This is a genomic window from Bradyrhizobium sp. SZCCHNS30572, from assembly GCF_032484415.1.
Lineage (GTDB): Bacteria > Pseudomonadota > Alphaproteobacteria > Rhizobiales > Xanthobacteraceae > Bradyrhizobium.
In genome coordinates, this window is sequence record NZ_JAUESY010000004.1 from 119,915 (window position 1) to 142,837 (window position 22,923).

Annotated in this window: 17 protein-coding genes; 11 read left to right on the forward strand and 6 right to left on the reverse strand. The window is 66.6% G+C overall.

What is annotated here, in order from left to right:
* The first annotated feature begins 337 nt into the window (after positions 1–337).
* The 3 genes from QX048_RS11815 (at position 338) to QX048_RS11825 (ending at position 3,075) form a co-directional block, all read left to right on the forward strand.
* Positions 338–802 (forward strand): Rrf2 family transcriptional regulator, encoded by a 465-nt coding sequence (locus QX048_RS11815; protein ID WP_315735202.1) that lies wholly within the window; start codon positions 338–340, stop codon positions 800–802.
* Positions 792–1,499 (forward strand): class I SAM-dependent methyltransferase, encoded by a 708-nt coding sequence (locus QX048_RS11820; protein ID WP_315715217.1) that lies wholly within the window; start codon positions 792–794, stop codon positions 1,497–1,499. Before QX048_RS11815 ends, QX048_RS11820 begins: the two co-directional genes overlap by 11 nt.
* A gap of 262 nt (positions 1,500–1,761) precedes the next feature.
* Positions 1,762–3,075 carry a hypothetical protein gene (locus QX048_RS11825; RefSeq protein ID WP_316200498.1) on the forward strand — a complete coding sequence of 438 codons (1,314 nt, stop codon included), beginning with the start codon at positions 1,762–1,764 and terminating at the stop codon, positions 3,073–3,075.
* 57 nt (positions 3,076–3,132) lie between these two features.
* Here the strand turns inward: QX048_RS11825 and QX048_RS11830 are convergent, their stop codons facing one another.
* Entirely contained in the window at positions 3,133–4,026 is an 894-nt protein-coding gene (locus QX048_RS11830; protein ID WP_315715215.1) for a hypothetical protein, read from the reverse strand.
* A 321-nt stretch (positions 4,027–4,347) separates the two neighbouring features.
* On the opposite strand from QX048_RS11830, the gene QX048_RS11835 reads away from it, so the two are divergent.
* The gene (locus QX048_RS11835; protein WP_316200509.1) at positions 4,348–6,420 is read left to right on the forward strand and encodes a putative bifunctional diguanylate cyclase/phosphodiesterase; all 2,073 of its coding nucleotides are present in this window, start codon (positions 4,348–4,350) and stop codon (positions 6,418–6,420) included.
* Between the two features lie 263 nt (positions 6,421–6,683).
* Here QX048_RS11835 and QX048_RS11840 read toward each other — a convergent pair whose 3' ends face one another.
* Positions 6,684–7,865 (reverse strand): substrate-binding domain-containing protein, encoded by a 1,182-nt coding sequence (locus QX048_RS11840; RefSeq protein WP_315825529.1) that lies wholly within the window; start codon positions 7,863–7,865, stop codon positions 6,684–6,686.
* Positions 7,866–8,050: 185 nt separating this feature from the next.
* On the opposite strand from QX048_RS11840, the gene QX048_RS11845 reads away from it, so the two are divergent.
* The 3 genes from QX048_RS11845 to QX048_RS11855 all read left to right on the forward strand — a co-directional run bounded on the left by QX048_RS11845 (position 8,051) and on the right by QX048_RS11855 (position 11,295).
* On the forward strand, positions 8,051–8,494 hold the full coding sequence (locus tag QX048_RS11845; protein ID WP_315715212.1) for a MarR family winged helix-turn-helix transcriptional regulator: 444 nt from the start codon (positions 8,051–8,053) through the stop codon (positions 8,492–8,494).
* Between the two features lie 344 nt (positions 8,495–8,838).
* Positions 8,839–10,746 (forward strand): acyl-CoA synthetase, encoded by a 1,908-nt coding sequence (locus tag QX048_RS11850; RefSeq protein WP_315825530.1) that lies wholly within the window; start codon positions 8,839–8,841, stop codon positions 10,744–10,746.
* Between the two features lie 78 nt (positions 10,747–10,824).
* Complete coding sequence (locus QX048_RS11855; protein ID WP_015670084.1) at positions 10,825–11,295, forward strand: GNAT family N-acetyltransferase; 471 nt, start codon at positions 10,825–10,827, stop codon at positions 11,293–11,295.
* A gap of 42 nt (positions 11,296–11,337) precedes the next feature.
* Here QX048_RS11855 and QX048_RS11860 read toward each other — a convergent pair whose 3' ends face one another.
* Positions 11,338–12,315 carry a glycerophosphodiester phosphodiesterase gene (locus QX048_RS11860; RefSeq protein ID WP_015670085.1) on the reverse strand — a complete coding sequence of 326 codons (978 nt, stop codon included), beginning with the start codon at positions 12,313–12,315 and terminating at the stop codon, positions 11,338–11,340.
* 265 nt (positions 12,316–12,580) lie between these two features.
* Between QX048_RS11860 and QX048_RS11865 the strand changes: the two genes are divergently transcribed.
* Both QX048_RS11865 and QX048_RS11870 read left to right on the forward strand, forming a co-directional pair.
* Positions 12,581–13,879 (forward strand): flavin-dependent oxidoreductase, encoded by a 1,299-nt coding sequence (locus QX048_RS11865; protein WP_315825531.1) that lies wholly within the window; start codon positions 12,581–12,583, stop codon positions 13,877–13,879.
* 72 nt (positions 13,880–13,951) lie between these two features.
* Complete coding sequence (locus QX048_RS11870) at positions 13,952–15,085, forward strand: glycoside hydrolase family 3 N-terminal domain-containing protein (protein ID WP_315825532.1); 1,134 nt, start codon at positions 13,952–13,954, stop codon at positions 15,083–15,085.
* Positions 15,086–15,373: 288 nt separating this feature from the next.
* Here QX048_RS11870 and secA read toward each other — a convergent pair whose 3' ends face one another.
* Positions 15,374–18,226: a preprotein translocase subunit SecA gene (gene secA / locus QX048_RS11875; protein ID WP_315715205.1), complete on the reverse strand. Its 2,853-nt coding sequence runs from the start codon at positions 18,224–18,226 to the stop codon at positions 15,374–15,376.
* A 392-nt stretch (positions 18,227–18,618) separates the two neighbouring features.
* Here secA and QX048_RS11880 point away from each other — a divergent pair, with 392 nt between their 5' ends.
* The gene (locus tag QX048_RS11880; protein ID WP_316193279.1) at positions 18,619–19,533 is read left to right on the forward strand and encodes a peptidylprolyl isomerase; all 915 of its coding nucleotides are present in this window, start codon (positions 18,619–18,621) and stop codon (positions 19,531–19,533) included.
* A 255-nt stretch (positions 19,534–19,788) separates the two neighbouring features.
* Complete coding sequence (gene argJ, locus QX048_RS11885) at positions 19,789–21,030, forward strand: bifunctional glutamate N-acetyltransferase/amino-acid acetyltransferase ArgJ (protein ID WP_315715203.1); 1,242 nt, start codon at positions 19,789–19,791, stop codon at positions 21,028–21,030.
* A gap of 9 nt (positions 21,031–21,039) precedes the next feature.
* Here the strand turns inward: argJ and QX048_RS11890 are convergent, their stop codons facing one another.
* Together QX048_RS11890 and QX048_RS11895 are read right to left on the reverse strand one after the other, a co-directional pair.
* Positions 21,040–21,411 (reverse strand): hypothetical protein, encoded by a 372-nt coding sequence (locus QX048_RS11890; protein WP_316193278.1) that lies wholly within the window; start codon positions 21,409–21,411, stop codon positions 21,040–21,042.
* Between the two features lie 91 nt (positions 21,412–21,502).
* Entirely contained in the window at positions 21,503–22,852 is a 1,350-nt protein-coding gene (locus QX048_RS11895; RefSeq protein WP_316193277.1) for a TadE/TadG family type IV pilus assembly protein, read from the reverse strand.
* Between the last annotated feature and the right edge of the window lie 71 nt (positions 22,853–22,923).

Below are 22,923 nucleotides of genomic sequence, written 5' to 3' on the forward strand. Positions count from 1 at the left end.
CCGCCCATCACATCCCGCACTCCACGCTTCGTGACGACCGCGCAGCGCCCCTCGTCGATGAGGCGGGACGGACGGAATAAATCACGAAATTCCGAAATTGAGAAGCGGCATATTTTTACTGATGGGACTGGACAGCCCAAATCAGCTTGAATGCGCGGGCAAATTCAGTCTTTCCGCGCAGCGCGTTTCTCATCGTTGGGAGGCATGGACCCGCCCGCCGCACGCGGGATGCAGAACCGAATCGCCCGACGGGCAGAGGCGCCAGCGTCGGCGCCCAAGCCTTCATGGCCGGGCCGGCCGGTTGACGGCTGGAATATCATGTCATATTAAAAGTTACATGAGACCCAACAGCCAGTTGTCCGGCATCCTGCACGTCCTGCTCCACATGGCGGAGCACGACGGTCCGGTCACGTCCGAGGCCCTCGCAGCGATGATGCAGACCAATCCGGTCGTGATCCGCAGAATCATGGCGGGCCTCCGGGACAGCGGCTATGTGCGCTCCGAGAAAGGCCATGGCGGCGGCTGGACGCTCGCCTGCGATCTGGCGACCGTCACCCTGCGCGACGTCTACGATTCGCTCGGGCGTCCATCGCTGTTCGCCATCGGCCATCGGAGCGAGACTCCCGACTGCCTCGTCGAGCAGGCGGTCAATGCGGCGCTCGACACCTCCATCCGGGCCGCCGAGACCTTGCTGCTGTCCCGTCTCGGCGCCATCACGCTGGCGGCGCTGAGCGCTGATTTCCACGACCGCCTCGAACGACGCAAGCGACCTCGCAAAGGAGACATTTGTCATGCCGGCTGACATTGCCGACGGCGCTCAGCAGTTCATCCGCGCGTTTTCCGATCCCGAATTCGTCGCGCGCTACACGGATGGTCCACGTCGCTTCGTGCCCGGTCTCGACGGGCTGCACCGGATGACGGCGGTCCTGCTGGCCGAGCGGGCGCCCGAACATGCGAGGGTGCTCGTGCTGGGCGCGGGCGGCGGGCTCGAGCTCAACGCGTTGGCGGAAGCGCAACCATCGTGGACCTTCGTCGGCGTCGATCCGGCGCCGCAGATGCTGCGACTCGCCGAACGCACGCTCGGCGCGCGGACGAGCCGGGTCGAACTGATCGAGGGCACCATCGACGATGCGCCGGCCGGCCCGTTTGACGCGGCGACATGCCTGCTGACGCTGCATTTTCTGGCAGCATCGGAACGGTTGCGGACAGTCCGCGCCGTGCACGACCGGCTCCACCCTGGAGCGCCTTTCGTGGTGGCCCATAGCTGCCTGCCCAACGAGCCCGTCGAGAGATCGCTGTGGCTGGATCGGTACGCGGCCTATGCCGTTGCGTCCGGCACAGACCCCGAGCAGGCCAGGACGATGCGCGCGACCGTCGATGCCAGCGTCAACATGCTGAGCCCAGGGGAGGATGAAGCCATCCTGCGTGACGGCGGCTTTCGCGATGCCCGTCCATTCTTCACAGCGCTGACCTGGCATGGCTGGATCGGCCACGCCTGAACCGCCGCCGAGCATCACACCGATGCGCCCTGAACGATCGCGATCAGGGCCTGCTAATTAGTTGCCCGGCCTGCGCCGGCATCCACGCATGTCCCTCCCCGCGGCCCCCGAAGAGGTGGATGACGCGGCTCGCGGACAGGCTTCGCGCCGGAGCCGTGCCACGTCTCAGCCTGCGTGATGTCGCGCACGGAGCGCCGGGACGCGATCTGCGACAAACGGCGCGTCACCCGAGGCGAGGTGACGCAACCGAGAGGAGCAGGTCATGAGCTTTTGGGATGATATCGGAGATGCCGTCAGTTCCGCCGTGGACGACGTGAAGGACGTCGCGAAGGATGTGGCGGGTGCGGTCGGCGGTGCGGCGGGCGCCGTGGTCGATACGGTCGAGCACGTCGCCGGCGATGCGGCCCATGCCGTGGGCAGCGTGGTGCATGGCATCGGCGCGCTCGGCGGCGAGGCCATCCATACCGTGGGCGGCGTACTCGGCGCGATCGGGCACGGTGCCGAGGCGATCGGCGGCGGCCTGCTTCACACCGTAGGCGACGTCGCGTCGACCGTGGTCCATGTCGGCGGCGACGTCCTCCATACCGGGATCAACGTCGCCGGCGACGTGGCGTCCGGGGTCGGCCACCTGGTACATGGCGACATCGACGGCGTCATCAACGACGTCAAGCATATCGGCGGCGACATCGTCGACGGCGGGCTCAAGGTCGGTGGCGACGTGGCGCATGGCGCCCTCGACGTCGCCGGCGACCTCGCACACACCGCGGTCGGCCTCGGCGAGGCCGGGCTGGAGGCGGCCGGCGCAGTCGGCCACGGCGCGCTCGGCATGGCCGGCACCATCGTCGGAACGGCCGGCGAGGTCGGCATGGACGCGCTCGACGCCGCAGGCGCCGTGGTGAAGGGCGGCTTCGACGCCGGCGTAGCGGTGGCCGACGGCGCCATCGGCGTGGTCACCGACACGGCGTCGGCGGCGGGCCACCTGATCGGCGGACCGATCGGCGAGGCGATCTCCGGCATCGCCCACGGCGCCGATGCGGTCGGCACCGGCATCGTCGATGGCGTCGGCCATTTCGTCGGCGAGGGTCTCAACGGGCTGGCACAGACCGCCGGCGAGTTGAGCCACTCTCTGGGGCAGCAGCTCGACGCGATCGGCCACGACCTGGGCTCGCTGGTCAACGACCTCAGCCATGGCGATCTCGGCGCGGCGATCGGCGACGTCTTCAAGCTGGCCCAGGACGGCCTGCGCAGCGACGGCAGCATCCAGATCGCTCATGCGGGACAGGACGGCGGCAGCCATGGCGGGTTCTGGGACTCGATCGCGCAGGCGATCCATCAGTCCGCCGACAACGTCCAGGGCGGCCAGGGCCCCGGCTTCCCCGGCCCGTTGCACGGCGAGGGCTCGTCGCACAACCCGATCATCGTCGACAATTTCGGCGACCATGGCCATGCGGGCAACACCGGCATCGTACCGCCGAATTTCGACCACGCGCCGGTGGCCGTGCACGACGCGCCGCACGCCGACTACAGCCACATCGTCCAGATGGACGACGCGCATCACTTCGCGATGCATGGCTGAGGCAACGCCGCTCGGCCGGCAGGCATCCCGCCGTGATCGTCACGGCGGGATGTCGCGTCAGGATCGATCGGCGTCGTGCTGGACGATGGCCGGCGGTGCACCGGTGGCCTGCGCGCGATCTCGCGGCAGGGGATCGTTCATCGCCGAGAGCGCGCATAGCGCCAGCGAGCCCCAGACGGCGGCGCTGAAATACAGCGACATCCAGGCGATCTCTTCCTTCCAGTGCTCGAACTCGTGGGTGACGGTCCAACGCGTGGCGGAGTCGCGCAGACCGGCGAGCGGATGCAGGAGTGGCGTGCCGGCGGCGCGCTCGATGCGCCAGCGCTTCACATACATCGGGACGTCGATCACGACCAGGAAGGCGAGATAGCAGGCGATGCCGACGAGGCCCGCGATCAGAAGGCCGCGCACCAGGCCGTCGAACTCCGGCAGCAGCCGGCCGAGGCCGATGCCGACGAACAGGAAGGCCACCGCCCACAGCGAGTTCTCGATCGCGTTGTAGAGGAAATTCCGGGTGACGACGGCGTACCAGGAACAGATCTCCGCGACGACGATCAGCGGCACGATGATGCGGGCCATGTTAACCGCGGTCTCGGCATCGGCGATCGCGCCGAGCTGCGCGAGGATGATGGCCCACTGCGCCGCGAAGGCGATCTCGGCGATGGTCGCGACGGTGCGGCCGATGAACACGCTCGACAGCCAGCTGTCGACCAGGCAGATACGCTGCACGTCGGCGCGCGGCAGCACCGAGCGGAAGGCGCAGCCGAACACATAGGCCGCCGACAGCGCCAGCATCGAACTGGTCTGGGACGCCTGACCCGACGAACTGCTGCCGCCGTTGAGCTGCCGGTACAGGATGAACCAGAACACGATGTTGGCGAGGCTGACGAGCGTCAGCATCGCCCACCACAGGGCGACCGGGTTCGACAGGGCTCGCGACTGCGCACGCATCCGGGCACTCCAAATTTCATGTGAACGACATCGGATCGTATTAATTCCGTCATGCAGCGGCAACCCATTCCGGCCACGGAGGATCGCAAAAGGCCGTGTGCCGGCGAGCCCTGCGGCCGGCGTTGGCAGTTTCGTCACGATGTCCCGAGTTCCCTGCAGCGGGGCGGCCCTTGCGCCTCGATGGTCGGATTCCAAACCTCTTGCGTGGATCGGCACGGGCAGAGGTGCTGCCCGCGTTGACGCTTCGCTAACCGCGAATCGCGCGTGCCAAAACCGGTCCCGCCGCGGACCGTAGCTCGGCTGAGCGAGGGTACATTGCCGATGTTGACGATCCTGTCCTGCCTGCCCGCCGATCATGATCTGCGCTACGTCGCCGCCGCACTGCTCGTCTGCGTGCTCGGCTCGATCCTGTCCATGCGGCTGCTCGCGCGGGTCCGTCGCAACGCCGGCCTCCGCCGCTTCCATCTGCTGTTTCTGGCCGGACTCGTGGCCGGTGGCACGGTCTGGACCACGCACTTCGCCGCGGTCCTCGGCTACGACACGCCAGGATACCGCTCGTTCGAGCCGGCGATGACCTTCGCCTCGCTCGGACTGGCGATGGCCTTTGCGTGGCTCGGCTTCTTCATCACGACACGCACCCAGCGCGGCCCGCTGATCGAGGCCGGCGGCGCGGTGTTCGGCTTCGGCATCGCCGCCATGCATTACAGCGGCATGAGCGCGCTCAAGCTCGACGGCGTGCTGACCTGGAACGTGCCGATGGTGTGGCTCTCGATCGCGCTCGCGATGGGCTTCGGCGCCGTTGCCGCCAACCGGATCGCGCGTCCCGTCACGCGCTTCTGCAAATATGGCAGCTCGCTCGCGATGGTGCTTGCGATCCTGAGCCTGCACTTCACCGGCATGCTCGCGTTGACCCTGGCACCAATGGCGGCCAGCAGCGCGCCGGTGCAGTCGCTGTCGGACAGCCTGATGCTGATCACGGTGGTCACCGGCATCGGCCTGATCATGGCGATGGCCGCCTCGGCCTACATGATCGACATGCAGGCGACGCAGGAAGCGGTCGAAGGCTATCGGCAATTGGCGCTGCAGGACCCGCTGACCGGCCTGCCGAACCGCAGCGGCCTCGGCCAGCGGCTCGCGCCGCTGCTGACCGAGGGCGACGAGACCGCGCATCTGGCGGTGCTCGCGATCGACCTCGATCGCTTCAAGGACGTCAACGACGCGCACGGCCATGCCGCGGGCGATGCGGTGCTGACGGTGATCGCACAGCGTATTGCATCGACGCTGCAGCCGGGCGAGTTCCTGGCGCGAATCGGCGGCGACGAGTTCGTCGCCGTCAAGAGCGAGATCTTCGCGCGCACCGAGGCGGCGAAGTTCGCCGAGCGGATGCGCGCGCTGGTGCTGGCGCCCGTCGAGTGGGAGGAGCGCAGCCTCTCGGTCGGCTGCAGCATCGGCATCGCGCTGCATCCCGACCACGGCCTGACCTCGGACGAGCTTCTCACCCGCGCCGATCTCGCGATGTACCGCGCCAAGAGTCTCGGCCAGGGCAAGATCTGCACCTATGAGCCGTCGATGGACGAGGCCAGCCGGCGCCGCGCCGAGCTCGCGATCGACCTGAAGCGCGCGCTGGTGCGCAACGAGTTCGAGCTGCACTACCAGGTGCAGAACGACACGCAGAGCGGCGGCATCGTCGGCTTCGAGGCGCTGCTGCGGTGGAACCATCCGGTGAAGGGCCGCGTGCCGCCGAACGATTTCATTCCGATGGCCGAACAAACGGGGCTGATCGTCGACATCGGCGACTGGGTGCTGCGCACCGCCTGCGCCACCGCCGCGACCTGGAGCCAGCCGTTCAAGGTCGCCGTCAACGTCGCGCCGATGCAGCTCAACCACGACCTGCCGAAGCGTGTCGCCGAGGTGCTGCGCGAGACTGGATTGGCGCCGGAGCGGCTGGAGATCGAGCTGACCGAGACCGGTATCATCGCCGACCGCCAGCACGCGCTGCAGGTGATGCAGGCCTTGAAGGCGATCGGCGTCACCGTGGCGATGGACGATTTCGGCACCGGCTATTCGTCGCTGTCGACCCTGCAGGTGTTTCCATTCGACAAGATCAAGGTCGACAAGAGCTTCATCCAGTCGGTCGAGACCAGCGTGCACGCCGCGGCCATCGTCAAGGCGACCCTGCTGCTCGGGCGCAGCCTCAACATTCCCGTGCTCGCCGAAGGCGTCGAGACCGAACAGCATCTCGCCTTCCTGCGCGAGGAAGGCTGCAGCAGCGTACAGGGCTTCCTGTTCGGCAAGCCGATGCCGCAGGAGGCGATCAGCCGGATGATTCGTGAGGTCGGAGGTACGCCGGCGGCTGCCGTCGGCGTGCATGCCAAGAAGGCTGCGGCCGCGTGACGGCAGATCTTGTCATCGTGATTGCCTTGCGGCTGAACTGAACAGGCGGCCGCGAATGTGATGGCTCACCCTCCCCTGGAGGGGGAGGGTCGATCGCAAGCGAAGCGGGCGAGCGGGGTGGGGTGATGTCTCCACGCGCCGGCTCCAGAGGAGAGATCACCCCACCCCGCCTCACGCGCCGCTTCGCGCCCCGTGAGGCGACCCTCCCCTCCAGGGGAGGGTGACCGCGGCACGCAGCCCGGCCAAGCTCGGCGCAGCGTTACTCAGAACGTGCGGATGATCTTGAAGTCCAGCCCGTCGGCCGCGGCGAGATGCATCGCCATGCCGGCGCGGCCCTGCCGGATCGTCACCTCGCCGCGTGCGCCGGAATAGACGATGTTGCGGCCGGCGGCAGCGAGCGGTCGCAGGGACAGCGAGCCAGCGCGCTCGGCGGCCGCCTTGAGAAAGCGCAGGCCCTCGTAGTTCGACTGGCCGACCGATCCGACCGGCGGCGCATCGGCGCCGAACATCGCGGTGTAGCGGCTCATGAACGCGTCATTGGCCTTGGAGCCGATGCAACTGAAATAGCCGGAGGCCGAATACAGGTTCTCGGTGTTGTCGGCGCCGATGCCGAGCAGCACCGTTTCGTCCACCGCGCCGGCGAGACGCAGGGTGGTCGCGGCGAGGCCCGACTCGCCGAAGGCTCGATTGAAGGTAATGCTGTCGGTGCCGATCAGCGAGATCAGCACGACGTCGGGCCTGGCGGCGCGGATCCGCGCCAGATGCGCCTCGTGATCATCCTCGCCCACCGGCACGAACTCCTCGCCGACCACCTGGCCGCCGGCCTCGGTGATGAAGGTCTTGGTCTGGAGGTGCGACTGCCACGGCCAGACATAGTCGCTGCCGATCAGATACCAGCGCCGGGCGCGCTTGTTCTCCGCCAGCCAGTGGATGGCGGGGCGCGTCTGGCTGTGCGGCGTCTCGCCGATCGCCATCACGCCGGGCGTGCGCTCGCCGCCTTCATAGACCGGCGTATACACATAGGGGATGCGTCCGCGGGTGAGCCGGCGCAGCGCCAGCCTCACCGCGCTGATATGCGAGCCCATGACCACGTCGATGTCGTCGAATTCGAGCGCGTCCCTGGCGCGCTCGGCCACCTCGTCCGCCGGCCCGCCGGAATCGTAGAACGACAACTCGATCTCGCGCCCGAGAATGCCACCGTGGCGGTTGATGTCGGACACCGCGAGCAGCGCGCTGTTGGTCGCGGCCGGCCCCCAGATGCCGGGTGACCCGGAGAAGGTGAGGAAGTTGCCGATGCGCAGCCTGTTCTGGGAGCCGCGCCGCTGGATACGGTCAGGATCGAAGGGGGCGAGTGCAGGAAGGCCGGCCCGCCGGGGCGGGCTCCTGAACAGCAGGGATGGCGGCAGACGGAGACGCCCGGCCGTGACAGATCCTGTCGAGAGCACACCCACTCCTTGGCCGCAACCGTGCCTGGCCCATTGTGGGCCGGCGGTCATACGCCGTCAAAATCAGCACGCGTTCGGCAAATATCCTATTCGAAAATGTTGAATGTTCAAGAATTGGGATGCATATAGATCGGGCAGCTACTGCCGGACATTCATTCAAACCGGGACCGCAAGCGAAGTTCACCGTGGCCAAACCGCCCCATCCCAACAGCCCCCTCACCGAACATCTCGCCTACCTGCTCGCGCAGGCCAACCGGGAGATCAACCGGCAGCTGGAGTCACGCCTGAGCACCGAGGGCGTGCCCGTCGAGCAGTGGCGCATCCTCAAGGTGCTCTCCGACGGCGAGGGGCACTCGATGGGCGATCTCGCCGACGCGGTCCTGCTGAACCACCCGACCCTGACCAAGATGATCGACCGCATGGTCTCCGACTCGCTGGTCTACCGCCGCCAGGACGCCCACGACCGGCGCAAGGTGCTGATGTTCATCAGCGATCATGGCAAGGCGCTATGCAAGCGGCTGAACTCGCTGGCCGCCAGCCAGGAGGCGCACATCCTGGAGAACTACGGCGACAAGGCCACCGGCGAGCTGAAGCGGCTCTTGGAAAATCTGATCGACGCGGCGAGCTGAGGCACGCTGCGCGGCCGACATTTAGGGCTAAGCTCTATCCTCCCGTCATTGCGAGCGCAGCGAAGCAATCCAGAGCCCCGCCCACCACCCTGGATTGCTTCGCTGCGCTCGCAATGACGCGGAAATCGGAGCGGTCTTCGCGTCGCATCAAGACGACTTGACCACGCCTCGTCTCCTCGCCTGCGGCAAATCGGGCGGTCCGCCCGGCAACGCCGGGATAGACGCAAGACGAATCCTCCCTCATCCTGTCCTGTGACGATCGCGACGAACGGGCCGCATAGAGCCCGCGCGCAGTCGCCGGCCGCAATCGACCGGACGAGGACACGACACAGGGAGGACAGGCCATGGGCATTCACCTGCTCGATCGCGCCATCGGCAGCGATTATCCGACATTCGCAAGCACCGCTGACATCCGCGCCTTCGAGCAGACGCCGTATGGCGAACGGATCGCCGCGCAGAGCACCTATGAGGCGTTGAAGTGCGGCGCCTCGGTCAACCCGGATGCGCCGGCGATCCAGTTTCTGCCCAACGCCGATCCGGCCGACACGCCGGTCGTGATCTCCTATCGCGACTTCATCGCCCGGGTGACGCAGGCGGCGAACATGTTTCATGCGCTCGGCGTCGGCCCCGACGACGTCGTCAGCTTCATGCTGCCTTTGGTGCCCGACGCCTTCGTCACGCTGTTCGGCGCCGAGGCCGCCGGCATCGCCAACCCGGTCAATCCGCTGCTCGAGCCGCACCAGATCGCCGAGATTCTCGATGCCGCCAGGACCAAGGTGCTGGTGGCGCTCGGCCCCCTGCCCGGCACCGACATCTGGCAGAAGGTCGAGAAGGTGCGCGGCGGCCTCAAGCACCTCAAGGCGATCGTGCAGGTGCATGGCGGCGGCGGTGACCCCGCCAACGGCATTCACGCGTTCAACGACCTGATCGGAGCGCAGCCGAGCGACCACCTCGTCAGCGGCCGGCAGATCAAGGCCAGCGACACCGCCGCCTATTTCCACACCGGCGGCACGACCGGCACGCCGAAGCTGGTGCGCCACAGCCATGGCAACCAGGTCTATCAGGCCTGGGGGATCAACCTGGTCCTGAAGGCCAAGCCCGGCGGCACCTTGCTGTTCGGCATGCCGCTATTCCATGTCGGGGGATCGCTGACCCAGGCGCTGCAGACGCTGTCGGCGGGCGGGTCCCTCGTCGTGCTGTCGGGCGCCGGCTGGCGCAATCCGAATGCGGTGCGCAACATCTGGGGCCTGGTCGAGCGCTTCAAGCCGGAGACGCTGTCGAGCGTGCCGACCGTGCTCGCCGCGACTCTGGCTGTGCCACAAGGTGCGGCCGACATCTCCAGTCTGCGCTATGCCGCGGGCGGCGGCTCGGCGATTCCGGTCGCCGTGGGGCAGGCGATCATGGACAAGCTCAAGCTGCCGGTGATCGAGGTCTACGGCATGACCGAGACCGCGAGCGTGCACACCATGGCCTATCCGGACCAGCCGATCCGGCTCGGCTCGGTCGGCCTGCCGCTGCCTTACGCCAAGGTGCGGATCGTCAAGCTCGATGCCGACGGGCGTTATGAGCGCGACTGCGCAACGGATGAGATCGGCGTCGTCATCATGGCCGGGCCCGGCGTGTTCTCCGGCTATCTCGACGACGCCCACAACAAGGGCGCCTTCGTCCAGGGACATTGGGTCAATTCCGGCGATCTCGGCCGGCTCGATGCCGACGGCTTCCTGTGGATCACCGGCCGCGCAAAGGATCTCGTGATCCGCGGCGGCCACAACATCGATCCGGCGCCGATCGAGGAGATCCTGTTTCAGCATCCCTCGGTCGGCTTCGCCGCGGTGGTCGGCCAGCCCGACGCCTACGCCGGCGAGCTGCCGATCGGCTATGTGCAGCTCAAGCCCGGCGCAAGCGTGCAGCCGGGCGAGCTGGAGGACTGGGTCCGCGCTCGCACGCCCGAGCGCGCGGCGGTGCCGGTGCAGATCATCCCGATCGATCCGATGCCGGTGACCGGCGTCGGCAAGGTGTTCAAGCCGCAACTGCGCTGGGACGCCGCGACGCGGGTGTTCGCCAAGGTGTTGTCGCAACTGACCGACCGCGGCATCGATTGCAACGTCAAGGTCGGCGCCCATGGCAGCCACGGCAGCATCGCCACGGTGACCTTGCGCAACGTGCCGGCGGAGAGCCGCGAGGCTGTTGAGAACGAGGTGCACGCGCTGCTGGCACCGTTCGTGATCCGGCATGAGGTGGTGATGGGGTGAGGCCCCGCTCGGCATTTGATCGCGACGGTTGTGTTCTGGCATCATGGCAGCGGGTTCAGTTCGCCAGGCTGTTTGCAGATGAACGAGACCGACATCACCATCGCGGTCGAGGATGCCAAGCAGGCCGACGTAGCGGCCCTCATGGCGGAGGCCGACGCCTATCTGCGAACGCTTTACCCCGCTCAAGGCAGTTTTCCAGTCGATGTCACCGCGCTCTCGGCGCCCGGAGTCGTCTTCCTTGCGGGCCGTCGCGACGGATCGCTGCTCGGCTCGGTCGCCCTTCGGCCGATCGCTGCGGCACATGCAGAGGTCAAGCGACTGTTCGTGCACGAAGCGGCACGCGGATGCGGGCTCGGACGCAGGCTCCTCGGGACACTGGAAAGCGAGGCCAGGGCGCGCGGCGTCGATCGCATCAGCCTCGAAGTGGGCATCAGACAGCCACAGGCGATCCAGCTCTATCGCAGCGTCGGCTATCGGGATTGCGGGCCCTTCGGTACCTACCGCCTCGACCCACTCAGCCTGTTCATGACGAAACGATTCACGCCTTGACCAGGCCGCGCGACCTGCCCGCGGAAGTACATCGAGACGATTCTATTTCTCCGGAAGGCCTGGCGCCGGCCGCTGAATGTGCAGCTGTCCCACAGGCTTTGCCAAACCCTTTTCAGCAGCCACCTTGCGCAACAGGTCCGGCCGATCGGAGATGATGCCGTCGACGCCGATATCCATCAGCCGGGCCATGTCATCCGGCTTGTTGACGGTCCACACCACGACTTGCAAGCCGAGCGCATGCGCCTCGCTGATCAGCTCGAGAGTCACGTCGGCGAAATAAGGCGACCACACCTTGCCGCCCGCCGCATGAATCGTTGATGGCAGCGAGCCGCCGTGGTCGGCGGGATTGAAACCGGCGGTCCAATGTGTCGCCTGGGTCAGCGAGACGTTCGGCGACCTGCCGCGCTGGATCGTCAGATACACGGTCGGAATGGCAGGCGCGCGCTGCTGCACCAATTGCAGGGTGCGCCAATCGAACGACTGGATCATCACGCGGTCGGCGAAATGCTCCGCCTCGATCAAGCCGAGCAGCAGACTCACGAAGCGCTCCGGGTCGGGCGCCTCCGCTGGATGATCGGGATCGAGCTTGGTCTCGATGTTGAGCCGCACATGCGCGTCGCCCGAGCCGCGCACGAGGTCGATGAGCTGTTTCAACGTCGGAATTCGCGGCGGTGGAACGCCTGGACCGGACAAGACCCGCTGCTCCGGAAACTGCTTGGCGTAGTCGCTGCCAGGGCGGATCTCGCCGATGTCGTAGGACTGCACCTCGGCCAGCGGCAGCTCGATCAGCGGCGAACCAGGTGGCGCGACGTAGTTACCGTCGGCGTCGCGGGCGAGATCGGGATTGAGGCGCCGCTCATGCGAGATCACGAGCACGCCGTCGCTTGTGACGCCGACATCGAGCTCGAGCGTGTCCACCCCCATTGCCAGCGCGGCGGCGAACGCCTGCAGCGTGTTCTCGGGATGCAGCGCGCGACCACCGCGATGGGCCTCGATATCGAATGCCATATCAAAGGCCATGGCTGGGCTCGCAAGCAGGAGCAGAACGAGGCTGAGGACGAGAGAGGGACGCCGCATGGCGGCAGACTATCATACCCCGCAGCGGCGGCCATTGCCCTTGTCTGGGCGGGCCTTCTGCACTAGGCCTTTTCAGAAGCCGCCGGGCGGGACACCGGCCGGTGACCCAGGGGAGGACGGGTTTGCGCGGCCAGCTCCGGCCCGTGGCATCGGCTGCCGTCACCGCCCCTTCCATTAGCGTCCTTCCTGCGTGCAACGGATCAAGCGTATGACCGACCTTCCCGTAATCATCGCCGGCGGCGGCATCGGCGGCCTCGCGACGGCGCTGACCCTGCAGCAGATCGGCGTGCCCTGTGTGGTCTATGAAAGCGTGCGGGAGATGCGGCCGCTCGGGGTCGGCATCAATCTGCAGCCCAATGCGGTGCGCGAGCTGTATGATCTCGGCATCGGCGCTGATGATCTCGATCAGGTCGGCGTGCCCGCCCGCGAATGGGCGCTGGTCGGGCTGAACGGCAACGACATCTATTCCGAGCCGCGCGGGCTCGGAGCCGGCTACAACTGGCCGCAATATGCCGTGCACCGCGGCAAGCTGCATGTGCTGCTGTACAGCCGGCTGGTGGAGCGTGCCGGGCGCGACGCCGTGCGGCTTGGCAGCCGCGTCGCCGGCTATGAGAAAAACGCGGACGGCTCCGTGACCGCACGCGTCGAGCATGCCGATGGGTCGCATTCCGAGCAGCGCGGGCGGCTCCTGATCGGCGCCGACGGCATTCATTCGGCGGTGCGCGCGCAGATGCACCCAACGCAGCCGCCGATCCACTGGGGCGGCGCGGTGATGTGGCGCGGCGTGACCTGGGCGAAGCCGATGCGCACCGGCTCGTCCTTCGTCGGGCTCGGCACCCATCGCCACCGCGTCGTGGTCTATCCGATCTCGCATCCCGATCCCCGGACGGGGCTGGCGCTGATCAACTGGATCGCGGAAGTCACGATGGACAACACCGAGGGCTGGAAGCAGACCGGCTGGTTCCGGCAGGTGCCGGTGAGTGAGTTCGCCCAGCATTTTGCCGGCTGGACCTATGACTGGCTCGACGTGCCCGCGCTGATCGCCGGCGCCGATGGCGCCTATGAGAACCCTATGATCGACCGCGATCCGGTCTCGACCTGGGTCGATGGCCCGGTCGCGCTGATGGGCGACGCCGCGCATGCGATGTACCCGACCGGCTCCAATGGCGCGAGCCAGGCGATCGTCGACGCCCGCGTGCTCGGTACCTGCCTGCTCGCGCACGGCGTCACGCCGGCCGCGCTCGCCGCCTATGACGAGAAACTGTGCGGCCCGATTTCGGCTGTCATCCTGCGCAACCGCGGCGCCGGCCCGTTCGGCCTGCTCAATCTGGTCGACGAGCGCTGCGGCGGGACCTTCACCAATATTGACGAGGTCATCCCACCGGCCGAGCGCGACGCGTTCATGGCCGGCTACAAGAAGGCGGCAGGGTTTGCCATCGAGCAGCTCAATGCCGCGCCGCGGACCATTGCCGAGGGGGCGACGGTCGCGAGCCTGTCAACAACCTGAGATTTGCCTTCGCGGCGATCTGACCCCGTGCATATGAGCGAGTCACCTCCACAGCCGCGAGGCGTGATCGCAATGCTGCGACGACTGGGCCGACTGTCCCTCGCCCTCGCACTCCTGATGCACTCGGGGCACGCCGGCCTTGCCGCCGGCTGCCGCAACACAGCGGCAACGTCGCGGCTCGTGGGCCCGATGATCATGGCCGGCTTCTTCGGGACCAAGGCATCGGATGCCGGATTTCAGCAGATTCTGTCCGATCTCGAGGAGGGGCTGATCGGCGGTGTCGTGATCCTCGGCCGCAATGTCGGAACGTCAGATGATCTCGCCGCGATGATCGATCGACTCCGGTCCTGCAAATGCGCGGCTCCTCCGTTCATCGCCATCGACGATGAAGGCGGAACGGTCGAGCGGCTCGGATCGAATGTCGGCCTTGCGGAAACGCCGTCGGCCGCGGAGATCGCCCGCGGCTCCGTCCCGGCGGCGCGCCGCGCTTACGCGGCACTCGCCGAGAAGCTCGCGACGCTGCACATCAACATGAATCTCGCGCCGGTGGTCGATCTCAACACCAACCCGTCGAACCCGATCATCGGTCAGCGGCAACGCAGCTATGGCCGCGACGCCGACACGGTGGTGCGCTACGCGGCAGCCTTCATCCGGGCGCACCGAAGGCAGGGCATCCTGACGGTGCTCAAGCATTTCCCGGGGCATGGATCGTCCACCGCCGACAGCCACGCCGGCATCGCCGACGTCACGACCACCTGGTCATCGGCGGAGCTGAAGCCGTACAGGCGCCTGATCAGGCGGGGACTGGCTGGCGCGATCATGGCCGGGCATCTCGCGCATTCAAGCCGATGGGGCGGCGTCGCCACCCAGAGCGGCGGCCGTGCGATCGATCGGCTGCTGCGCCGCGAGCTCGGCTATGACGGCGTGGTGATGACGGACGATCTCGCCATGAAGGCCATCCTCGATGCCAAGCCGCCGGCCGCCGCCGCCATCGCCGCCGTCAAGGCGGGCGCTGATATCATCATGTTCACCAAATTCAGCGACGAGGACCAGACCTCCGATGTCGGCCGCGAGATCAACGGTGCGCTGACGGCTGCTGTGTGCGCGGGCGAGCTCAAGGCCGGTGCGATGCAACGCTCCGTCGCGCGGATTCGAAGCTGGAGATCAGGCTGGCTTCAGCACAGCCGCAGGCAAGCACAGCAATAGCCTCGTTGTGCGCGGACCTTGGCCCATGGTTTCAGCCGGACGCAGCGCGACATGCTGGAGTTATCAAAGTGTCGCTGCAGGTAAGCCGGTGGCTATGGATCCAGGCGTACGCCGGGATGACGGCGGTGTGTTCGGCGCGGCTCGATCAACAAGCGTCATTGCGAGCCGCCCGGTCCCCGCAAAGCGCGGCCGGATGACAGGCTCCGCGAAGCAATCCAGAGTCGTGGGCGGATCTCTGGATTGCTTCGCTTGCGCTCGCCATCACGGAAGAGAGACCTCGACCCGAGCTTACGCGTACCTGCCGTGGCAGTGCTTGTACTTCTTGCCGGAGCCGCAGGGGCAATCCTCGTTGCGGCCGATCTTGCCCCAGGTGGTGGGGTCGTTGGGGTTGCGCGCTTCGGCCGGGACCGGGGCGGCGCCCGAAGAGGGCACGAGTGACACGTTGGCGAAGGCCATCTCGTCCTCGCCGGTGCTGGGATCGGCGTGGTGCGCCTGCATCGGCGGCAGGACCGGCTGCTGCTCCTCCGGCGGCACGATCTCGACCCGCATCAGCTGCGCGGTGACGGCCTCGCGCAGATGCGCGATCATCGCCTCGAACAGCGTGAAGGCTTCCGACTTGTACTCCTGCAGCGGATCGCGCTGGCCGTAGCCGCGCAGGCCGATGACCTGGCGCAAATGGTCGAGCATCACCAGGTGCTCGCGCCAGAGGTGGTCGAGCGTCTGCAGCAGGATGGTCTTCTCGACGTAGCGCATCACGTCGGGGCCCCATTGCGCGACCTTGGCGGCCATGCGCTCGTCGGCGTGGGTCTCAATGCGCTTGAGCAACTCCTCGTCGGCGATGCCCTCTTCCTTCGCCCATTCGTCGACCGGCAGGTCGATGTCGAGCACGCGCTTCAGCTCTTCTTTCAGGCCGGCGACGTCCCACTGCTCGGCATAGGCGTGCTCGGGAACGTGCTTGGCGACGAGATCGTCGATGAAGGCGTGACGCATGTCGGTGATCGTCTCGACCACGCTCTCGTCCTGCATCAGCTCGACGCGCTGGTCGAAGATCACCTTGCGCTGGTCGTTCTGGACGTTGTCGAACTTCAGGAGGTTCTTGCGGATGTCGAAGTTGCGCGCCTCGACCTTCTGCTGCGCCTTCTCCAGCGCCTTGTTGATCCAGGGATGGATGATGGCCTCGCCTTCCTTCAGGCCGAGCCGGGTCAGCATGCTGTCGAGCCGGTCGGAGCCGAAGATGCGCATCAGGTCGTCTTCCAGCGACAGGAAGAATTTCGACCGGCCGGGGTCGCCCTGACGGCCGGAGCGGCCGCGCAGCTGGTTGTCGATGCGGCGGGATTCATGGCGCTCGGAGCCGATGATGTAGAGGCCGCCTGGCTTGGTCACGGTCTTCGCCGCCTTCGAGCCCTTGGCGGGCTCGATCTCGACCGTCTCCTCGGCCTTCAGCACGATCTCGCGGAAGCGGGCAATGTCGGCCTTGATCTGCTCGATCTTGGCGGCCTTCTCGGCCTCGTCGGTGATCCCGGCGGTCTCCTGCTGCAGGCGCATCTCGAGCGAGCCGCCGAGCTTGATGTCGGTGCCGCGGCCGGCCATGTTGGTCGCGATCGTGATCGCGCCGGGCACGCCGGCTTCGGCCACGATGTAGGCTTCCTGCTCGTGGAAGCGCGCGTTCAGCACCGCGAACAGCTTTGCCGGCTTGCCGGCGCGGGCCGCGGCATAGAGCTTGTCGAGCGCGCGCTCGCTGCCGAAATCGATCTGCTTGTAGCCGTGCTGCTTGAGATAGGCGGCCAGCACCTCGGACTTCTCGATCGAGGCGGTGCCGACCAGCACCGGCTGCAGGCGCGAATTCGCCCGCTCGATCTCGGCGAGGATGGCGGCGTATTTCTCCTGCTGGGTGCGATAGACCTCGTCGTCCTCGTCGAGACGCGCGACCGGCAGGTTGGTCGGGATCTCCAGCACCTCGAGCTTGTAGATGTCGAACAGCTCGTCGGCCTCGGTGGCCGCCGTGCCGGTCATGCCGGCGAGCTTCTCGTACATCCGGAAGTAGTTCTGGAAGGTGATCGAGGCCAGCGTCTGGTTCTCGGGCTGCACCGGCTGGTGCTCCTTGGCCTCGAGCGCCTGGTGCAGGCCTTCCGAATAGCGCCGGCCCGGCATCATGCGGCCGGTGAATTCGTCGATGATCACGACCTCGCCGTCGCGGACGATGTAGTCCTTGTCGCGGGTGAACAGCGTGTGCGCGCGCAGCGCCTGGTTGATGTGGTGGACGACGGAGACGTTCTCGACGTCGTAGAGCGACTCGCCCTTGAGTTGGCCGGCATCGCGCAGCAGGGTCTCGATCTTCTCCATGCCGGCTTCGGTGAGCGTCACCGTGCGCTGCTTCTCGTCGACCTCGTAGTCGGTCTTGTCGAGCTTCGGCACGAAGGTGTCGATGGTGTTGTAGAACTCCGAGCGATCGTCGAGCGGGCCGGAGATGATCAGCGGCGTGCGCGCTTCATCGATGAGAATGGAGTCCACCTCGTCGACGATGGCGAAGAAGTGCCCGCGCTGGACCATGTCCTCCAGCCGGTACTTCATGTTGTCGCGCAGATAGTCGAAGCCGTATTCGTTGTTGGTGCCGTAGGTGATGTCGCAGGCATAGGCCGCCTTGCGCTCGGCATCGTCGAGGCCGTGCACGATCACACCTGTGGTCAGGCCGAGGAAGCCGTAGATCTGGCTCATCCAGCCGGCGTCGCGGCGGGCGAGGTAGTCGTTCACCGTCACGACGTGGACGCCCTTGCCGGCGAGCGCGTTGAGGTAGACTGCGAGGGTCGCCACCAGCGTCTTGCCTTCGCCGGTCTTCATCTCGGCGATGTCGCCCTCGTGCAGCACCATGCCGCCGATCAGCTGGACGTCGAAATGGCGCTGGCCGAGGGTGCGCTTGGAGGCCTCGCGGACGGTGGCGAAGGCCGGGACCAGGATGTCGTCGAGCGTCTTGCCGTCGGCGAGCTGCTTCTTGAACTCCTCGGTGCGCGCCTTGAGCTGCTCGTCGGTCAGCTTGGCGAGCTCCGGCTCCAGCGCATTGATGGCATTGACACGGGACTGGTAACCCTTGACGCGACGGTCGTTGGCGGAGCCGAATAGCTTACGGGCGAGCGCGCCGATCATTGCTGAAATCCTGCCTCTATGGGTCTGCGTTGCAGCCGTAACTCATGGTTTGGGTTTGCTGTTCCCGACGTGATGCACCGCAGCACCCGCGCCAGCCTCGACCTTCGGCGCCGGGCGGCGTCCGCCAGATGAGTGGGAGACAGGCAAACCAGGGTTCAACGGCCAAAAACGCAGCAAAATAAGCGCCATCGCCCTTGAAGCGACCGGGCAGAGATATGGCTGGGGGGGAACGTTGTCAACGGCGCCCGACAGCGGGGCCGTCGTCGCCAACCTGTCGCCGATTTCACGAAATTGACAGACTTTTCGCGTTGCCAAGGCACGGCGATTGGGCGAGTGTCCCGGCCGCCCTGAGGCCTCCCCCTCGAGCCCCCTCTTCTCAACAAGGATTTTCCATGACCACGTCGTTCCCGGTTACGAAAACCGGCCTGCGCCTCGGCCTTGCCACCGCTCTCGCCGGAAGTCTCGCGTTGTCCCTGCTTGCCGCGCCCGCACGCGCCGCCGACGATGCCAACCCGGTGCTGGCCAAGGTGAACGGCGCCGAGATCCGCAAGAGCGACGTGACGCTCGCCGAGGAGGAGCTCGGACAGAGCCTCGCGCAGATGGATCCGGCGACCAAGGACGAGAACGTGCTGTCGTTCCTGATCGACATGAAGCTGGTCGCCAAGGCGGCCGAGGACAAGAAGGTCGCCGATACCGAGGAGTTCAAGAAGCGCCTCGCCTTCACCCGCAACCGGCTGCTGATGGACAGCCTGCTGGCCAGCGAGGGCAAGGCCGCGACCACGCCGGACGCGATGAAGAAGGTCTATGAGGAGGCCGCCAAGCAGATCGGTGGCGAGCAGGAGGTCCACGCCCGCCATATTCTGGTGGAGACCGAGGACGACGCCAAGGCCGTCAAGGCCGAGCTCGCCAAGGGCGCCGATTTCGCCGAACTCGCCAAGAAGAAGTCCAAGGATCCCGGCGCCTCGGACGGCGGCGACCTCGGCTTCTTTACCAAGGAGCAGATGGTGCCGGAATTCGCCAACGTCGCCTTCTCGCTGGAGCCGGGCAAGATCTCCGATCCGGTGAAGACCCAGTTCGGCTGGCACGTCATCAAGGTCGAGGAAAAGCGCAGCCGCAAGCCGCCGGAGTTCGACCAGGTCAAGGGCCAGATCGAGACCTACGTCACCCGCAAGGCCCAGGCCGACTACGTCGGCAAGCTGCGCGAGGCCGCCAAGATCGAGCGCCTGGACAAGCCGGCCGCCGACGCCGCCAAGCCGGCGGACGCGAAGCCCGCCGACGCGAAGCCGGCCGAGCCGGCGAAGAAGTAAGCGGCTCGGCTACTTGGCTCGAGACGGGACATGGTCGCGTCATAAATGGTGTCGTCCCGGCGAAAGCCGGGACCCATACCGCGTGATGTTTGAAACAGGCACGCGGCCGATACCGGGGCTCCCAACTGGACCCTTTGGTTATGGATCCCGGCGTTCGCCGGGATGACAGCAGTGGGTGCAGTGACATCCACTCCCACAACGACGACCGAGATGATACAGAGCGCTTCCCGCTCATTCCTGCCGGAAGCCTCTCCGATGTCCTCAGCCGTCTCCCCGCTCGCCCCCACCGATGTCCCCGACATGCCCGCCGTTGCGGGCGTCAAGCTCGCGACTGCGGCGGCCGGCATCCGCTACAAGAACCGCACCGACGTGCTGCTGGCGCTGCTCGATCCCGGCACCACCGTGGCCGGCGTGTTCACCCTGTCGAAATGCCCGTCGGCGCCGGTCGAATGGTGCCGGGCCAAGCTGAAGGGCGGCAAGGCACGCGCGCTGGTGGTCAACTCCGGCAACGCCAACGCCTTCACCGGCAAGACCGGCAAGCAGTCGACGGCCCTGACGGCGGCGATCGCCGCCAAGGCGGTCGGCTGCAAGCAGGACGAGATCTTCCTCGCCTCGACCGGCGTGATCGGCGAGCCGCTGGATGCGACCAAGTTCGACGGCGTGCTCGAAGGGTTGGCGGGCACCGCGGCCCCTGAGGACTGGATGGGCGCAGCGCGCGCCATCATGACCACCGACACCTTCCCCAAGGTCGCCACCGCCACCGTCAAGCTCGGAAAGGCCAAGGTGACGATCAACGGCATGGCCAAGGGCGCCGGCATGATCGCGCCCGACATGGCGACGATGTTGTCGTTCATCTTCACCGATGCGCCGATTTCGGCCCCCGCGCTGCAGGCCCTGCTCAAGGCCGGCGTCGAGGACACCTTCAACGCGGTGACGATCGACGGCGACACCTCGACATCCGACACGCTGCTCGCCTTCGCCACCGGGGCCGCCGCGGCGAAGGGCGCGCCGAAGATCAGCCGCGCCAGCGATCCGCGCGCGAAAGCGTTCGTGAAGGCGTTCAATGCCGTGCTGGCCGACCTCGCCGAGCAGGTCGCGCGCGACGGCGAGGGCGCCCGCAAGCTGGTCGAGATCATCGTCGAGGGCGCCAAGAGCAAGCCGTCGGCGCGCAGAATCGCGATGTCGATCGCCAACTCGCCGCTGGTCAAGACCGCGATCGCCGGCGAGGACGCCAATTGGGGCCGCGTCGTGATGGCCGTCGGCAAGGCCGGCGAGCCGGCCGACCGCGACAAGCTCTCGATCTCCTTCAACGGCATCCGCGTCGCATCGAAGGGCGCGCGCGATCCGTCCTATGACGAGACGGAAGTCTCCGAGGCGATGAAGGCGCAGAAGGTGCAGATCAAGGTGGCGCTCGGCCTCGGCAAGGGCCGCGACCGCGTGCTGACCTGCGACCTGACCAAGGAGTATGTCGCGATCAACGGCGACTACCGCTCGTAGCCGCCGGGATCAGAGCTGCTGGCTGACATGGACGGTGACCTCGACGCCCTTGGTCACCGGCCGATTGAGCATATCGGCCCCGTGCCGGACGTAGGCAAAGTGGTCTTCGCCGACGAAGCCCGGCTTCGAGACGTACACGACCTGCGCCCCCTGCACGGAGACCACGCCGTGGCTCGCAGCAGACAGCACGCGGACGCCGAAAATCGGTCCGCGCGAGTGCAGGACTGCGATGCTGCAGCGCTTGCCGGTTTTAGCGTACATGTGCCCTTGAGCCGTCTGGTTTTCCAGCGTCGAGAACGGCGGTACGATGCATTTGGCGGCCGAAGCCCCCGCCGAGAACGCCACAGCCAGCACACACGCCAGCGCGGCAGCCTTGATCACGCGAACCTCCCATCGGGTCGAGCACCCGATGGGATTTCACCTCAGGTCGTGACGGCGATCAACGCCATTTTTGATTGCAATCCGCGCCAACTCAACCCGCGATCCGTGCGTCGGCGACCGCCCTGTCGAACAATTTCTGCATCGCATCCGAGATGCCCTGGGTCGGCGACACCTCGAAATAGAACCCATCGGACGCGCAAGCCTGCATGTTCTGCGCAATCTCGCTGTTCGGCGAGGGGCCGAACGGCCCCTTGTTGAACGGATCGATCCAGTTCATGTACCAGTTGTTCGTCGGCAGCTGCAGGTAGGTCGTGTAGAGCACGGCGATCTTGATGCCGCGGCTCTTCAGCGCCGTGCACAGCGCCGGATTGATCGGCGACTGGCAGCGGTTGCCGCCGGCCTTGGGCTTCAGGCACGCGGCATTGCTCTCGTCGGCGACGCCATCGGAGACGAAGAACAGGTATTTCAGCGGCGAACCCGACGTGCCGTCGCCCGGTGTCGCAATCTCGTTGTTGATCGCCGGCAACACGCTGGTGAACGGCGTATCCTTGTCTGCCGTATAGGAATCGTTGTTGCCATACACGCCCATCAGGTCGATGTTCCCGGCGGCACTCTTGGCGCTGGAGAGGCTCGACGAGAGCGAGAACAGCGACCGCAACCCGATCGTCTTCGACGCCGCACCGAAATCATAGATCGCCATGCGGAACTGGTTCGGATAGGTCTGGGTCTGCTGCGCCTTGTCCATCAGCTGCTGGGTGGCGCTGCGCAGCACGTCGATCCGGGTGGTGACGCCGATGCTCTTTGCGAGGTTATAGAAGTTGTTCGAATCGTTGTAGTCGTGGCAGGCAAAGGCGCAATAGCGGTTGCTGCCGTATCTTGCGTCCGATGTCGCATTGACCATCTTGGTCACGTCCGCCGGCGTCGCCGCCACGCCCATCGACGGCGAGTTGTCGAGCAGCAGGTAGAAGTCGATGTATTTCGGCATCGAGGCCTTGGCCGTCGACGAGCCCTGCAGGGTCATGGTCTTGAACCCGACGATGTTCATGAACATCATCGGCACGGTGGCCGTGAACGACACGGTGGCGCTCAGCACCGAGCCGGCCTTCTTCACCTCCGGCGTCAGGCTGGTCAGCGTATAGCCTGAGGTGCCCGACATGTTGCCGTTGAAGATCTTCGCCGCGTCGTCATTGCCGGCGGCGATCACGCCGTCCGAGGTCATCGTGCCTGCGGCGATGAAGGCCGGCGAGGTCCGGGACACCGCGCCGACCGAGGCGGCGTCGACCGCCGCCTGCAGCTTGGCGCGCATCTGGTTGGCGCGGCTGTAGTCGACGCCGCAGCCGACCGCGGTGATCAGCGGGACGCAGACGATCGCGAACGTCACCGCGACGTTGCCGCTGACGTCGTGCCGCAGGCGGCCGAGCAGGCTGGATAAAATTCGCATGAATGATGCCTAACAAACCATGAGGAGGCCATGGCGTTCACCCGTGAAAATACGCGGCCGGCCATTAAGGT

Bases quoted from the DNA above. Each gene is read 5' to 3' on its own strand.
- QX048_RS11815 (WP_315735202.1), top strand. From the start codon at position 338: ATGAGACCCAACAGCCAGTTGTCCGGCATCCTGCACGTCCTGCTCCAC.
- QX048_RS11820 (WP_315715217.1), top strand. From the start codon at position 792: ATGCCGGCTGACATTGCCGACGGCGCTCAGCAGTTCATCCGCGCGTTT.
- QX048_RS11825 (WP_316200498.1), top strand. From the start codon at position 1,762: ATGAGCTTTTGGGATGATATCGGAGATGCCGTCAGTTCCGCCGTGGAC.
- QX048_RS11830 (WP_315715215.1), bottom strand. From the start codon at position 4,026: ATGCGTGCGCAGTCGCGAGCCCTGTCGAACCCGGTCGCCCTGTGGTGG.
- QX048_RS11835 (WP_316200509.1), top strand. From the start codon at position 4,348: ATGTTGACGATCCTGTCCTGCCTGCCCGCCGATCATGATCTGCGCTAC.
- QX048_RS11850 (WP_315825530.1), top strand. From the start codon at position 8,839: ATGGGCATTCACCTGCTCGATCGCGCCATCGGCAGCGATTATCCGACA.
- QX048_RS11855 (WP_015670084.1), top strand. From the start codon at position 10,825: ATGAACGAGACCGACATCACCATCGCGGTCGAGGATGCCAAGCAGGCC.
- QX048_RS11860 (WP_015670085.1), bottom strand. From the start codon at position 12,315: ATGGCCTTTGATATGGCATTCGATATCGAGGCCCATCGCGGTGGTCGC.
- QX048_RS11865 (WP_315825531.1), top strand. From the start codon at position 12,581: ATGACCGACCTTCCCGTAATCATCGCCGGCGGCGGCATCGGCGGCCTC.
- QX048_RS11870 (WP_315825532.1), top strand. From the start codon at position 13,952: ATGCTGCGACGACTGGGCCGACTGTCCCTCGCCCTCGCACTCCTGATG.
- secA (WP_315715205.1), bottom strand. From the start codon at position 18,226: ATGATCGGCGCGCTCGCCCGTAAGCTATTCGGCTCCGCCAACGACCGT.
- QX048_RS11880 (WP_316193279.1), top strand. From the start codon at position 18,619: ATGACCACGTCGTTCCCGGTTACGAAAACCGGCCTGCGCCTCGGCCTT.
- argJ (WP_315715203.1), top strand. From the start codon at position 19,789: ATGTCCTCAGCCGTCTCCCCGCTCGCCCCCACCGATGTCCCCGACATG.
- QX048_RS11895 (WP_316193277.1), bottom strand. From the start codon at position 22,852: ATGCGAATTTTATCCAGCCTGCTCGGCCGCCTGCGGCACGACGTCAGC.